The organism is Vibrio sp. 1-1(7) (genome assembly GCF_013048485.1).
Classification (GTDB): Bacteria; Pseudomonadota; Gammaproteobacteria; order Enterobacterales; family Vibrionaceae; genus Vibrio; species Vibrio fujianensis.
In genome coordinates this window covers 582775-597998 of sequence record NZ_VHSP01000002.1, presented here as the reverse complement: position 1 = coordinate 597998, position 15224 = coordinate 582775, and the positions used below count along the sequence as shown (strand labels likewise).

Annotated in this window: 13 protein-coding genes; 7 read left to right on the top strand and 6 right to left on the bottom strand. The window is 42.8% G+C overall.

Annotated elements, in window-relative coordinates; genetic code table 11:
* Positions 1 to 33: 33 nt before the first annotated feature.
* Complete coding sequence (queD, locus tag FKN05_RS10615; RefSeq protein ID WP_099611188.1) at positions 34 to 393, bottom strand: 6-carboxytetrahydropterin synthase QueD; 360 nt, start codon at positions 391 to 393, stop codon at positions 34 to 36.
* 207 nt (positions 394 to 600) lie between these two features.
* Between queD and FKN05_RS10610 the strand changes: the two genes are divergently transcribed.
* The 5 genes from FKN05_RS10610 (at position 601) to FKN05_RS10590 (ending at position 7950) form a co-directional block, all read left to right on the top strand.
* Positions 601 to 2208: a methyl-accepting chemotaxis protein gene (locus FKN05_RS10610; protein WP_099611187.1), complete on the top strand. Its 1608-nt coding sequence runs from the start codon at positions 601 to 603 to the stop codon at positions 2206 to 2208.
* 163 nt (positions 2209 to 2371) lie between these two features.
* Positions 2372 to 3772: an asparagine--tRNA ligase gene (gene asnS / locus FKN05_RS10605; protein WP_099611186.1), complete on the top strand. Its 1401-nt coding sequence runs from the start codon at positions 2372 to 2374 to the stop codon at positions 3770 to 3772.
* A 141-nt stretch (positions 3773 to 3913) separates the two neighbouring features.
* Positions 3914 to 5104 (top strand): amino acid aminotransferase, encoded by a 1191-nt coding sequence (locus FKN05_RS10600; protein ID WP_170887467.1) that lies wholly within the window; start codon positions 3914 to 3916, stop codon positions 5102 to 5104.
* A gap of 231 nt (positions 5105 to 5335) precedes the next feature.
* Entirely contained in the window at positions 5336 to 7225 is a 1890-nt protein-coding gene (locus tag FKN05_RS10595) for a DUF294 nucleotidyltransferase-like domain-containing protein (RefSeq protein WP_099611184.1), read from the top strand.
* An 8-nt stretch (positions 7226 to 7233) separates the two neighbouring features.
* The gene (locus tag FKN05_RS10590) at positions 7234 to 7950 is read left to right on the top strand and encodes a 3'-5' exonuclease (RefSeq protein ID WP_099611183.1); all 717 of its coding nucleotides are present in this window, start codon (positions 7234 to 7236) and stop codon (positions 7948 to 7950) included.
* A gap of 42 nt (positions 7951 to 7992) precedes the next feature.
* Here FKN05_RS10590 and FKN05_RS10585 read toward each other — a convergent pair whose 3' ends face one another.
* Together FKN05_RS10585 and FKN05_RS10580 are read right to left on the bottom strand one after the other, a co-directional pair.
* The gene (locus FKN05_RS10585; RefSeq protein WP_161427456.1) at positions 7993 to 9876 is read right to left on the bottom strand and encodes a methyl-accepting chemotaxis protein; all 1884 of its coding nucleotides are present in this window, start codon (positions 9874 to 9876) and stop codon (positions 7993 to 7995) included.
* Between the two features lie 252 nt (positions 9877 to 10128).
* Positions 10129 to 11703, bottom strand: a complete 1575-nt coding sequence (locus tag FKN05_RS10580) for a BCCT family transporter (RefSeq protein WP_099611182.1) — start codon at positions 11701 to 11703, stop codon at positions 10129 to 10131.
* 388 nt (positions 11704 to 12091) lie between these two features.
* On the opposite strand from FKN05_RS10580, the gene FKN05_RS10575 reads away from it, so the two are divergent.
* A complete protein-coding gene (locus tag FKN05_RS10575) occupies positions 12092 to 12568 on the top strand; it encodes a MarR family transcriptional regulator (protein ID WP_170887466.1) in 477 nt (158 codons plus the stop codon).
* A gap of 82 nt (positions 12569 to 12650) precedes the next feature.
* On the opposite strand, the gene FKN05_RS10570 is transcribed toward FKN05_RS10575, so the two are convergent.
* Positions 12651 to 13040, bottom strand: coding sequence for a MarR family transcriptional regulator (locus FKN05_RS10570; protein WP_099611180.1), 390 nt, complete (start codon positions 13038 to 13040; stop codon positions 12651 to 12653).
* A gap of 212 nt (positions 13041 to 13252) precedes the next feature.
* Here FKN05_RS10570 and FKN05_RS10565 point away from each other — a divergent pair, with 212 nt between their 5' ends.
* Complete coding sequence (locus FKN05_RS10565) at positions 13253 to 13918, top strand: DUF2982 domain-containing protein (protein ID WP_099611179.1); 666 nt, start codon at positions 13253 to 13255, stop codon at positions 13916 to 13918.
* Between the two features lie 7 nt (positions 13919 to 13925).
* On the opposite strand, the gene FKN05_RS10560 is transcribed toward FKN05_RS10565, so the two are convergent.
* Together FKN05_RS10560 and mepK are read right to left on the bottom strand one after the other, a co-directional pair.
* Positions 13926 to 14582, bottom strand: coding sequence for an MBL fold metallo-hydrolase (locus FKN05_RS10560; protein ID WP_099611178.1), 657 nt, complete (start codon positions 14580 to 14582; stop codon positions 13926 to 13928).
* A gap of 68 nt (positions 14583 to 14650) precedes the next feature.
* On the bottom strand, positions 14651 to 15202 hold the full coding sequence (gene mepK / locus FKN05_RS10555) for a peptidoglycan L,D-endopeptidase MepK (protein WP_170887559.1): 552 nt from the start codon (positions 15200 to 15202) through the stop codon (positions 14651 to 14653).
* Positions 15203 to 15224: the final 22 nt, after the last annotated feature.

Sequence of the window (15224 nt, the reverse complement as noted above, 5' to 3'; positions counted from 1 at the left end):
CTGATGCTCTGACATCAGGCTTTTTATTTTGCCCTACCCGGTATACACACACCCAGCGGTGCAAGTCTCTTTAATTTCGACTTTACTGAGTAAAGGCAGGCTGGGTTTCAATTGTTGCCAAATCCACTTTGCTAACACTTCACTGGTTGGATTCTCTAACCCGTCAATATCATTTAAATAATAGTGATCTAGACGCTGGTAAATCGGTTTGAATGCCGCTTTGATTTCTGCAAAGTCAATTAACCACCCAGTGTGAGGATCAACCTCTCCCGCCACATAAAGTCGAACTAAGAAGGAGTGCCCATGCAAACGGCCACATTTATGCCCTTCAGGTACATACGGTAAACGGTGGGCCGCCTCAAACATAAACTCTTTATAAATTTCGGTTTTCATCTCACTACTCGGGATTTTTAAAAAGAGCCGCAATACTACGTAATCAACGGGAGTGAGACAAGAGCATATAGAATACGTTTACTACATCACATATCCAATCATCAGATGTCGCCTAGAGTCACAGTCCATCGAACCTCGCATTGGCGATACTTACCATTAACGATATAGTCACAATGTCAGTCTCATTTTAATAACAACACTATTCTTATGACAATAACAACAAAATTACTCCTGACCTTACTATCAGTTTTTGCACTGGTACTAACCGGCTCAACGCTCTACCAATACTTACAGCAACGCGATCTGATCCATTCAGTTCTTAGCGAACAACTGCACGATAAAGCCAGTAACTATTTTGATAGTCTCAACATGATGATGCTTACTGGCACAATGGCTCAGAAAGAAACACTACGACAAAAAGCATTAGCTCAAGAAGGTATTGAACAGGTGCGAATCCTACGCTCAGCATCAGTGGATCAATTCTATGGTCCAGGAGGTGAAGAGCAACAACCTGTCGATGATATTGATCAACGTGCTCTTAAGGGTGAAACCGTTATTGAACCCTTTCAAGCTGACTGGGGAACTGGACTGGTGGTGGCGTTGCCGATGAAATCGAGCGCTGATTATCGGGGAACAAACTGTATCGCCTGCCATATTGCACCAGAAGGCGAAGTCTTGGGTGTCATTCGTCTTGAATATAATCTTAACCATTTAAATAACATGGTCAGGCACCGGACTTGGATTGGGGTCGCTATCATGGCGAGTATCGCGTTACTCGGATTTCTCCTCACCTTGACGTTAATTCGAAACATCATCATCAGCCCGATTCAACAAACTTCACGCTTTATGCGCTTAGTCAGCGAAAGTAAAAACCTCTCTCAAAGACTCACCAATCAACGCAATGATGAACTAGGGTGGCTTGCAAACTCAATCAATTCGTTGCTGGAAACCGTATCAAACAGTTTGCAGCAAGTTCAACAAACCTCTCACTCTCTGGCTCATAGTGCCAAACAACTGACTCGCGTTGCCAAAACGACCGATCAAGCCGCAAACGATCAGCAGCAAGAAACCGCTGACGTACAGCTTAATATTGAACAGATGCAAACCAAGCAAACGGAAGTCGAAACAGCAACCTTAGATGCCTCTTCTCTGGTCACTCATACAACCGATGTTGCTCAACAAAGTGCCCAACAAGCTCATACCGCCAGTGAACAGCTCAAGCAATTAGTAGGCAACATCGAGTCAGTCAAAGAAAAAATATCACATCTAAATCAACAAACCCTACAAGTGTCAACCATATTAGATACGATACAAGCTATTGCCGATCAAACTAACTTACTCGCGCTGAATGCCGCCATCGAAGCAGCCCGAGCCGGTGAACAAGGACGAGGCTTTGCCGTTGTGGCCGATGAGGTTCGCCATCTTGCCTCACGAACCACTGAAGCAACGAGTAATATTGAAAACATTATTGACGAATTCAAACACGAAAGTCTCTCATCTTTACAATCCGTCGATTTAGTTTGTAGCGACGCGCATCAGCGTTCTAATGATGTGGAAACCCTTTCAATAGCAATGGGTCAAGTCGTAACAGAAATGCAGCAAGTATTAACTCACGCTAATCGTATTCAAGAACAAACACAGCAAACCACTGCGGTCAGTCATGAAGTACAAGGAAAAGTAGATACGATTACATCACATGCCAATGATACCTCTCAATCAGCAAGCCAAACGCGAGAAATAAGCGTGGATCTTGCTCAATTATCGCAGCAGTTAGAATTATTGCTCAACCAATTCACGCTTTCGAACAAGAATTGAGCAATGAAATGATATTAATGGTTGATGCAGAAAAATTGACAGGTAATATGTGCCATTGAATCTGTAAAATTTAATCCAACCCAATGTTTAGCCTATTTTTTAGTAAAAAGACTGTGAATGAACATTGGGTTGAATTTTTACCTCAATGGAGACTATATCAAACATGACTTACGCGCCTGTAAAAGACGTATTAAGCGGTAAGCTTGCAGTAGACAGTGAAGTCACTGTTCGCGGCTGGATCCGTACACGTCGCGATTCCAAAGCTGGAATCTCTTTTCTTGCCATATATGACGGCTCTTGTTTCAACCCGATTCAGGCCGTGGTTCCGAATAATCTCGATAATTATCAAGATGAAGTTTTAAAACTGACTACTGGATGTTCTGTTGAAATTACCGGTACAGTGGTTGAATCTCCAGCCAGCGGCCAAGACTTTGAATTAGCCGCTACACAGGTTAATGTCGTAGGTTGGGTTGAAGATGCTGAAACCTATCCAATGGCCAAAACGCGTCATTCTATTGAATACTTACGAGAAGTCGCCCACTTACGTCCTCGTACCAACGTCATCGGGGCGGTAGCCCGAGTTCGTAACTGTTTGGCTCAAGCGATTCATCGCTTCTACCATGAACAAGGTTATTACTGGGTTTCCGCACCGTTAATTACCGCATCTGATGCTGAAGGTGCGGGTGAGATGTTCCGCGTATCTACTCTCGACCTAGCCAACTTGCCCCGTAAAGATAACGGCGATATTGACTTTAACGAAGACTTCTTCGGCAAAGAGACCTTTCTCACCGTTTCGGGTCAGTTAAACGCTGAAGCTTACGCTTGCGCATTGAGCAAAGTATACACCTTTGGCCCGACTTTCCGCGCGGAAAACTCAAACACTAGCCGTCACTTAGCAGAATTTTGGATGGTCGAGCCGGAAATTGCTTTTGCTGACCTAAACGATGTCGCTAAGCTAGCTGAAGACATGCTGAAGTATGTGTTCAACGCTGTATTAACCGAACGTCGTGACGATCTTGAATTTTTTGCTTCACGTATTGATAAAGAAGCCATCACACGTTTAGAGCAATTTGTACAATCAGACTTTGCACAAGTTGACTATACCGATGCCATTTCGATTCTGCTTGATTCTGGTCGCAAATTTGAATTTGACGTTGAATGGGGTATTGACCTTTCTTCTGAGCATGAGCGCTATCTGGCCGAAGAACACTTTAAAGCACCTGTCATTGTGAAAAACTATCCCAAAGACATTAAAGCTTTCTATATGCGCATGAATGAAGATGGTAAAACTGTGGCCGCAATGGATGTATTAGCACCAGGAATTGGTGAAATTATCGGTGGTTCGCAACGTGAAGAGCGCTTAGATGTACTTGATGCACGTATGATTGAGATGGGTATCGACCCCGAACATATGGGTTGGTATCGTGATTTACGCCGTTATGGCACTGTACCTCATGCTGGGTTTGGCCTTGGTTTTGAGCGTCTTGTCTCTTATGTGACAGGCATGGGTAACGTGAGAGATGTGATTCCATTCCCTCGTACACCACGCAGTGCCAACTTCTAAACCGCTTTCACAATCAAAAAACCTTCGCTAAGCGAAGGTTTTTTTTCAGTTTCCATTGGACTATGGTTGTCAGTATGCAGCCAGAAAGGTATAAAGAACTGAAAACAATCTTCTCACTTTAACTTTACATGGATGAATATTATGTTTGAAAAAGTTGTGGCGGCCCCGGCGGACCCTATTCTTGGTTTAACTGAAGAGTTTAAAAGCGATGCTCGAAAAGAAAAAATCAACTTAGGTGTGGGCATCTACAAAAACGAAGCGGGACAAACCCCTGTTCTTGCAACCGTAAAAAAAGCAGAAGCGGCGCTCCTTGAATCAGAAAAGACCAAGTCTTATTTGACCATTGAGGGAACCGCTGAATATGCCCTTGCGGTGCAAAAGCTATTGTTTGGCGATACCTCTATTATCGTAAACAATCAGTTAGCAAAAACAGCGCAAGCACCGGGGGGGACTGGAGCACTACGCGTTGCCGGTGAGTTTATTAAACGCCAATTAGGTGATGTAAAAATTTGGATCAGCAACCCAACATGGGCTAACCATCATGGGGTGTTTAATGCCGCTGGACTCGAGACCGTTCAATATGCTTATTATAACGCCGCATCGAAAGATAAAGACTTTGCTGCGATGGTATCAGATCTTGAGCAAGCAAATGCGGGTGACGTGGTGCTACTTCATGGATGCTGCCATAACCCAACCGGTATTGACCCAACATTAGAAGAATGGGAAATATTAGCAAAGCTAGTTGCCGATAAAGGTTTATTACCACTATTTGACTTTGCCTATCAAGGCTTTGCCAAAGGTGTAGAAGAAGATGCAGCTGGGCTACGTATTTTTGCTCAATATAACCAAGAGATTTTAGTCGCCAGTTCTTTCTCGAAAAACTTTGGCTTATACAACGAACGAGTGGGTGCATTCACCTTAGTGGCAAACTCAACCGCTGTGGCAGAAACGGCATTTTCTCAAGTGAAGGCTATTATCCGTTCAATTTACTCCAACCCGCCAGCACATGGTGCAGCAGTCGTTACTTATATTCTCAACCATCCAGAACTTCGTGCAGAATGGGAAGCAGAAGTTGCTGAAATGCGCGTACGTATCCAAGAGATGCGCGAGTTATTTGTGACGACATTGAAAAATATCGGGGTAGCCGCTGATTTTAGTTTCATCGAACGTCAAAATGGCATGTTCTCATTTTCTGGATTGAGCAAAGAACAAGTTCAACGTTTAAAAGAAGACTTTGCTATCTATATCGTGGGTTCAGGCCGTATCAGCGTTGCCGGAATGACGAAATCGAACATGTCACCACTGTGTAACGGTATTAAAGCGGTATTATAAGCATTAATAACCTCTTACTTAAGAGTTGGGTACACCCAACTCTTTTTCTTCGCTCTTCATTGCTCACATTTGGTACAATACCTCATCACCAATATTGAGAATATTCAGCGAGATAAACTAAAATCCTTTGGTAGGATTTTACATGAAAAAACACTCGCCTTCTTCTGATTCAACTTTAGCTAAGGTTGATTAAACCCTACATTTTCTCTGAGAAACCACAGGAGTTACTTCATGGAAGCCGAATTACTAGAAATAAAAAACTTCCTCACCCAATACCCTCCTTTTAATGAGCTTCCAGAACATATCTTGCAAGATATTGCTCATCATGTAGAAATTGCTTACTTTCGCCAAGACACGCCAATCATTCATGCAGGTGATCATATTCAAGATCTATACATGATAAGAAGTGGTGTTGTTGAAATTTATCGACGCAAAGGCGAACTGTATAACCGAATCACCGAAGGTGGCTTGTTTGGCCAGATGGGGCTATTAACCAACAACAAAGTCAGCTTTCCGGTGACGGCAATTGAAGATACATTGATCTATTGTATTCCTGAAGCTATATTTCAGAAACTTTATGATGAATATGATACCTTTGCCGATTATGTTGAAGTCCAAGATAGTGCACGCCTACGTCAAGCCATTTCCAACACAGCCGAACAAAATGATTTAACCACCGCCAAGGTTAAGCGATTACTCACCCGTGAAGCACCTTTTGTGTATAACGATGCGTCGATTCAAGATGCAGCAGTCAAAATGTCAGAAGAAAACGTCTCATCGCTACTGATCATTGACCCCAATATTATGCAAGATAATGAAGATGACAGTAGCCCAGTCGTTGGCATCATCACAGACCGTGACTTATGCCGACGTGTGATTGCGACCGATCTCGATCATAGTCAGCCCGTCACTGAAGTCATGACCAGCGAGGTTATTTCACTCGATCACAACGCCTATGTCTATGAAGCCATGCTCACTATGCTACGCTATAACGTGCATCACCTTCCGGTTCTAAAAGAAAATAACCCTATCGGCATCATAGAAATTACCGATATTGTCCGCTATGAATCGCAAAATTCCTTATTACTCGTGAGTAGTATTTTCCAACAAAATAGCGCCGATGATTTAGCTCAGCTCTCTAAACAAGTGAAAGACGCTTTTGTTCGTTTAGTCAATGAAGATGCAAATTCTCATATGGTCGGCACCGCAATGTCAACCATTGGACGGAGTTTCAAGCAACGTATCATTGAGTTAGCAGAAGAAGAGCTTGGCCCCGCACCGATCCCCTACTGCTTTTTAGCATTAGGCTCCATGGGACGTGATGAGCAGTTGATCGTCACCGATCAAGACAATGCGATTATTCTTGATGACAGCTATGATGAAACGATACACGGCGACTATTTTGCCAAACTCGCTACCTTGGTTTGTGATACCTTGGATAAATGTGGCTATAGCTATTGTACTGGCGATATTATGGCGACCAACCCAATGTGGCGAATGACACGCCAGCAGTGGGAAACATGTTTTGCCGATTGGATTGATAACCCAAACCCGAAAGCGCTATTGAATGCATCCATCTTTTTTGATTTAGATGGTGTTTATGGGCGATTAAAATGGGCAGAACAACTCAATGGATTTATTGTTCGTCGAGCAAGACGCAATAACCGCTTTCTCGCCTGTTTAGCTCGCAATGCGCTGAATCGCACGCCTCCACTTGGTTTTTTTAAGAATTTTGTAATGGAAAAAGATGGTCGCCATAACAATTCAATCAACTTAAAACGCCGCGGAACCGCACCACTAGCAGATTTAATTCGTGTTCACGCGCTTGCGGTTGGTTCTCGCTCAAAGAACTCTTTTGAGCGGTTAGATGATGTCATTGATGCAGGGATCTTGCCTAAAGGTCGAGGGCTAGATTTGCGAGATGCACTGGAATTTATTTCGATGGTTCGCATTCGCCACCAAGCCCTAGATGTGGAAAATGATATTCAGCCAGATAACAATATTGAACCTGAAAATCTTTCTGAATTTGAACGTCGAAATTTAAAAGATGCTTTTCAAATCTTAAGCAATGCCCAAAATTTCCTCAAATATCGCTATCAGGCCAGTAGTAACTTTAAGTAAGGGTGATCATGAAACGACTTTTTCAAACGCCGAGCATTGATTGGCCTTATAAATATCGAGCCAAACAAGCGGTTGTTCATTCGCCATTGTTAAAACACTTCTATCAAGCAGAAATTACCAGTGGTAATACTGAGCTTGGCGAGATGGAATTTGTTGCGATGGACTTTGAAACCACGGGCCTCAATGCCGATAAAGATGAAATTATTACGATTGGTTTAGTGCCTTTTACTCTGCAGCGAATTTATCTCAATAGAGCAAAACATTGGACCGTTCGACCTCGCCAGAAATTAGATGAAGAGTCTGTCATTATTCACGGTATCACCCATAGCGATATTATGGGTGCGCCCGACTTAAGTGAGATCATTGATGACTTACTTGAGCAATTAACAGGCAAAGTGATCGTGGTTCATTTCCATAAAATTGAACGTGAGTTTTTAGATCAGGCCTTTAAACGCCGAATCAATGAAGGTATCGAGTTTCCTATTATTGATACGATGGAAATTGAGGCTCAAATCCAGAAAAAAATAACCGCAGGCCTTTGGAACCGATTAAAAGGGAAAAAAAAGGCATCGCTACGATTAGGGCAAACCCGGGAGCGCTATGGGCTACCGAGTTATCACCCACATCATGCCTTAACCGATGCTATTGCAACGGCTGAATTAATGCAGGCACAAATCGCCCATCACTATTCTCTTCAGCACCCGGTGCGATTGTTCTGGTTATAATCAGAGGAGCCTTGGCTCCTCCGATTTAGTTAACACTGCTATTTATAATTTAAAACGGCGAATTTCTTCATCTAATTGATAAGAAAGTTGGGACAACTCTGCCGCTTGCGAAGCCGCTTCATGAGCTTCTTGCGCTAAATCATTAGAAGCATCACGAATTCCCACCGTATTACGCGTGATTTCAGACGTAACAGAGGCTTGCTCTTCTGCTGCAGAAGCTATTTGAGTCGCCATATCACTAATATTTTCAACTGCTTGATGGATCTGCATCAAGCTGGCTGCGGCCGAGTTCGCATCATCAACACTGGTATCCGCCAAGCGACGGCTATCATTCATAATGCTCACCGCTTTACCGGTTGTACTTTGCAACATTTCAATCATATTTTGAATTTCTTGCGTTGATGCATGCGTTCGCTGACTTAACACCCGAACTTCATCCGCTACAACGGCAAAACCTCGCCCTTGCTCCCCTGCTCGCGCAGCTTCAATCGCCGCATTCAGTGCCAACAAGTTAGTCTGTTCTGCAATGCCTTGAATCGTTGAAAGTATGGTGCTGATCTGGTTACCGTGCTCTTCTAATTCTTGAATAACATCGGTTGCAACCTGAACTTCTTGTGCTAGAGAATGAATCGAATTCTGAGTTTGTGATACTTGCGTTGCACCATGCGAGCAAGCATCAACCGCTTCCGATGAGTTTTGGGCGGTATTTTCAGAATTATTAGCAATTTCTTGCGTTGCTGCGGCCATTTCATTGATCGCGGTGGCCACCATATTGACTTCATCTTGCTGCATTCGAATACGGGCACTTCGTTCTTCCGCATGGGCAGCGGTCATTTGAGACTGAGCAGACAATGACTGAGAAATCTGGCTTAACTGACTGACCATATGGTGCATATTGCCGACAAAAATATTAAAGTTTTTCGCTAAGCGTCCAACTTCATCATCACTGCGTGGTTCTAACCGTTGTGTTAGATCCCCTTCTCCAATCGCGATTTCTTCCAACGCTTTTGAAACACGAAGTAAATCACGGAATAAAAAGCTAACCAACCAAGACACGATCAACACAACAATGATCGTAATAATCAAGGCAGTCGCGAATAAACCGGTGAGTAATTGACGATGAGCAGCAAACTCGGTGGCTTTATCCATCTGCACCGCAAACATCCAAGGAGTATTAGGCACCGGAGTAAAGTAAAACAGAGTTTCTTGACCATTGATCGTCAATTCAAGCAACTGATGACGAACTGCCGCTTGTTCTAGGGCCGTCATATTGAGGGTTTTATTTAACGAAGCAACCGGTTTGAGCAGTAATGCCTTGTTAGGATGAGCCAGAAAATTACCATCTTGCGTATCGATCAACATGGTATAAGCTTTATCGCCTGCATCCATACTCAAAACGTCGGTAATGAGTTGATCAATTAAAACGTCAGCGCCCACAACACCAACAAATTGTCCGTTATCACGAACCGGTTCAGCAATGGTGACCAGTAAAGCTTTAGTGATCGCATCTTGATAAGCAGTGGTGATAATCTGCCTGCCTGCAGAAACGGCATCTTTATACCACGGTCGGGCTCTTGGATCATAGTCAGCACGATTTCGCTCAGGATGAGAACGATACATCTGACCATCCGACGTGCCTAAAAAAATATCATCAAACCCACCAGCGTTACGAGCTTGTTGTAAAAATGGAACAACATCCGGCTCAGAGCTATATTGATTAAAAGCTGTCGAAATGTTTTTTCGAATAGAAATCCAATCAGAAATTCCTTTCGCAGCGGTCGATGAAAGGGCTTCGGCACGAGCCACAATACCACGGTGAGTCTGTTGTTTCAGTTGATCGGCAGATAGCCAGGTTAACGCCGTAGCCATCACAAGCACTGCTGAAAGGCTTGAACCTATAAGTTTTTGTTTTAGAGTTAGTTTCATTGTCATTAATCATCGATAGAAGAAAATTTCAGGCAAAATAGTAACCATATTTATCATGCGTTGCACGAATTATGTCACTATGATTCACGCTATCGACTCTTTACTTTTTGCATATATTCATGCCAGATTATCGGAAAAAATAAAGGCACTAAGTATTGCAACTTAGTGCCTTTATTCATCATCTTAGCAAGTTCAGTGGGAAATTAGGTATAAAAGTACCCATCCATCACTTTATGATTCACTCAACCAATGTTACTTTTTCTGCTCAGTACGCATTCCCATAATCAAACTCACGCACATCAGCAAGAGAATAAAGGTAAATGGCAAGGCAGTAGAAATAGCCCCAGCTTGTAACGCCTGTACCGCTTCGGTACCACCAATCCACAATAAGGCAATCGCAATCGCCCCTTCCATGATCGCCCAGAATATGCGCTGTAGAACAGGTGCATCCATTTTGCCGCCAGCGGTAATACTATCAATCACTAACGATCCTGAGTCAGATGAAGTAATAAAGAAGACCAATACTAACACTACCGCAATAATCGATAATAATGTTCCCATAGGTAACCCATCAAACATTTGGAACATAGCCAGTGATACATCAGTTAACCCTTTATGGCCAAGCTCTCCAACATTATTAATCACCTCATCGATAGCTAAACCACCAAAGACCGACATCCAAATTACCGTCACTGCTGTCGGTACCAGTAATACTGCGGTGATAAATTCCCGGACAGTACGACCCTTAGAGACACGAGCAATAAACATTCCAACAAATGGAGACCAAGAGATCCACCAAGCCCAGTAAAAGACCGTCCAACCTTGGAACCATGCTTCATCAGCTCGCCCATGAGGGTTACTGAGTGGAATGATATTTTCAATATAAGCCATGAATGTGGTAGGAATGGAAGCGAAGGTTACCGCATAACCAATGATGGCCACTAACACTAACAACGCAAAGGCAATTACCATGTTAATGTTGGATATCACTTTGACACCACCATCAATGCCTCTAACCACGGATACCGTCGCTAAAAGCGTGACCCCAATGATCACCACAATTTGTAAACCAATACCCGCATCGAGACCAAAGACATGATGAATCCCACTAGCCGCTTGCTGTGCACCGAGACCCAATGAGGTTGCTAACCCAAACAAGGTTGCTAAAACGGCTAAAATGTCAACAACATGTCCAGCCCATCCCCAAGCTCTGTCACCAAGAATTGGATAGAAAATAGATCGGACAGAAAGTGGCAATCCTTTGTTATAACAGAAAAAAGCTAAAGAAAGCCCCACCACAGCATAAATCGCCCAAGGGTGAAGTCCCCAATGGTACATGGTTGCGCCTAGCGCTAACTTTGCTGCTTCCGGAGTATTCGCTTCAACACCAAGTGGTGTTTCATACCAACCTGTAAAGTAGGCCACAGGCTCAGCAACACTCCAGAACATGAGGCCAATCCCCATCCCTGCTGCAAACAGCATAGCTAACCAAGAAATAAAGGTGTGATCAGCAACCGCTCCTTCACCACCTAAACGAATTTTGCCAAAAGGGGAGAAGATTAATCCTAAGCAAAATAGAACAAATAGATTACCTGACCAAATAAATAGCCAATCAAACGTCCCTATAATTTGCCACTTTACCCCATCAAGGACATTTTTGGCGGTATCAGCATCGCTAAATAGCGTTGCGACTAAAAAGAGTACAATCAGACCAGCACTAATACCAAACACCGGATTGTGGACGTCAAACCCCCACTTCTGAACATTGTCTTGTCCAACGGTGTAATCGGTACTATCGATGCTGTATTTATCGATTCCTCGTGTCATTTTTCCTCTCTTTTATTGATTCTAAATAGAACTCAATAACCATGACAACGAAATAGATTTCCGCAAGACTTCGACATAGGCAAGGAAAATATATTTCGTGCTCATAACTATAGAGCATAACAACGGGTCAATATGGTACACAAAATCAGATATATATCTAGTAAAACAGCAAAAAATCATGGTAAAAAGGCCGAAAAGCCCAGATTCAGCCGAAAAAATAACCAAAAAGTCAATAAAATTCATTTGACAACAAAAGATTAATACTCTTCACATTATTGCTATACATGCTCAAGAACGAGGATAAAAAAGAACGTATTCTATACTTTCAAATTAATGATAACTAAGGTATGTTCCGAGCTAATTTCTCCAGATGTTGTAGGTAAGTATTGTGGAAAAGCATGAAGAAGTCTTAGTGGCCATTCGCCAAATTATCCGAGCCATCGATTTACACTCGAAAAAGTTAAGTAAACATGCTGGATTAACCGGCCCGCAGTTGATTTTAATGCGCTCGATTGAGACATTAGGAGAAGTAACCATCCGCCAGCTTTCAAAGCACACCAATATGAGCCAAGCAACGGCAACCACGATATTAGATCGCCTTGAACGAAATCATTATGTGCAACGGGTCAGAAGTAATACAGATAAGCGTAAAGTCCATGCCTATTTAACTGATGAAGGGAAAGCGTTATTAGCCAAAGCACCACAGCCGCTACAAGACAGCTTTGTTGCTCAATTTAGGCAGTTAGATGACTGGGAGCAGAGCTTATTGCTTTCCTCTGTGCAGCGCTTATCCTCGATGATGAATGCTGAAAACATGGATGTTGCTCCCATGCTAGAAATTGGTAGTATCACTAAAACAGAATAATCACTTTTAAACACCTGACACCGTTTAGGCATGATAAATAACAAAGCCCCGAACAATTCGGGGCTTTGTTATTGGTGACCGATTAAATCGCTTTATAGATAACTTTATTACCGGCTAGCTGCTCTTTGGTGACCAAGTTCTCTTCTAGTAACTTTTTCAAAGCGCCCGTTGCCCAAGAAGCAGCTTTGGTTTCTTCTTGTCCCGCCGCCAAACCAATGGCTTTAGGATTAATACCTGCTGCATTCGCTGCAACAATGTCTAATACTTGCTGCTGCTTTGGAGTTAATGCTCTTTCTACTGGAGACTGAGCTGAAACCTTATCAACCTTTGATTGTGGTTGTGCTTTTTTTTCAACAGCAGGTTTCGCTGCTACAGGCTTGGCCGTTTTGGGTACATCAGCAATATTTGCCACCATCGCTTTGATACGTTTTTGCAGTTTCGCCTGTACGTTACGCTTATGAGCAAGTCTCATCGAGTATCTCTCCATTTCACTGTTGGACACAGTGGTGAAAATTTAAAGCGCGTTTTATAGCAAAATTTACGAGTTATTTGTAGGGCATTGGTCAACTTCATACTGAAAAGCCGACATTTTGCTGACAAGCGACTAAAATATCAGCAGATAAAAAGCAAATTGAATAAAAGAAATTGACAACCAATTCATTAATATTTGCCGATGAGGATTGTATGCCGACTCTACACTTATCAAATTATCCTTTTTATTCTGCAACAGCAATGAAACGTATATTCGCACTGCCGCTCGTAATTCTCCTTTTCTTACTGATCTTGTTCGTTGACTGGCCGTTAAGCGGTCTATTATCTTGTGGATTATTACTCTTTACTGGCGTCGGATATGGATTGCTGTGTAAAAGCTGGGTTGGATTTACCCTAACGGCAACGCATTTCCAGCAACACTTTTATCATGGCGGTTGGGTTGTTCAGTGGAATAATATCCAACATATTGGCATTTGTAGCTATCAGCAAGAAGGATGGCATCAACCTTTGCCTTGGATTGGCCTGCACTTAAAAAACTATTCTCCTTTTTTAGAGGCAATTTGCCCTCGAATAGCAAGAGAAATGCTGTTAAGTCAACGCGCCCTACTCTATTTAGGGGCTAAACAGCAAAGTCAAACAATCCTTTTTGAAGACATCGTATTAGATTCAACCCCATATCAAGATGAAAAGGGGCACATCTATACTGGATTAATGGCGATGCTTGCCAATCGTATGCGTTATCAGCGGGAATATTATGGTTTTGATGTGTATATCGCAGAAGCGGATCTTGATCGTAGTGCTAGCGAATTTGTCGGTTTGACCCGGCGCTATCTCGCCGCTGCCGAGTCAAATGAGTAGCTAAAAATCAATAGAGCGGCATTTCATCAGCCACAAATGGGTTATTGACTCGCTCATGACCAAATGTTGAGATAGAACCATGACCTGGAATGAAAGTCACATCATTGCCAAGTGGCCATAATTTATGCTTGATAGAATCAATCAATGTATTGAAATCGCCTTTGGGAAAGTCGGTTCGCCCCACACTACCATTAAAGAGCACATCACCGACAAAGGCTAACCGTGCTTGTTCACTAAATAATACGATATGACCGGGCGTATGCCCAGGGGTATGTAATACGGTTAAAATTTGTTGACCAAAACTAATAGTATCCCCTTCTTCTAGCCATTGAGTGGGTTCAAATGCTTCAGTCAATGGAAAACCAAACATCTGGCTTTGCCCCTCTAACCCTTGCAACCAAAAGTTATCCGCTTTATGCGGGCCAAGAACCTCAATCCCACCTAATAGCTTCGCTAATGGCTGAGTTCCTCCGACGTGATCCAAATGGCCATGTGTTAATACTAAGTTGACCACACGAACACCGAGTTCATCAATCAACATATTAAGTTGTTTAACATCACCACCAGGGTCAATCACAATGCCTTGCATCGTTTCATCGCACCAAACAATAGAGCAATTTTGCGCAAAAGCTGTTACAGGAACAATTTGATATTTAAGAGACATGAGGCAAACCTGTTCAATAACCATAAAATATGGCAGAAACTATGACATTGTCACTGTCATTTGACAAGTCACGCTCCTCGCCATTGGCGAACCAATCCAGTATCAATATGAATAAAATGACTTTTTGGATAATAGCCTACACCACCCGCTTGCAATTTTAGCGCGGCAGTATGTACCAAAGATAATTCGACACCTTCTAATCGAAAATCGATCGCTTGTCCCAGCATGTGTAAACTTTTTTTGGCAACCCCTCCACGACTATGATTTCGGAGCATTTTATTCGTCGCCGGAGAGCGATAACCAGAAATAATCTCAACCTTTGCTGCGGTTCCAAGCAGAGCCTGGATGCGAGAGAGTTGATCAAACAGTTGCTTATCCATTGGATAGACTTCATTACGACGGAAATCTCGACAAAGGTGATTTAGCCGCTGCAATTCAGAGCGAACATATCGATGACCGTTAAAATAACAAGATTCAAGACTCTCGCCAGTGTGCGGATTATTCAGCATCAGCACTCTGGGCTCTTGAGGTAAAGAGGCATGAACAAATGAAGGAAATACCGCAGCAGAAGCGGCCCCCAACCCCGTTAATTGCAGGAAACGACGACGAGACAAATGCAAAATAAGACCTTCATTATTGATA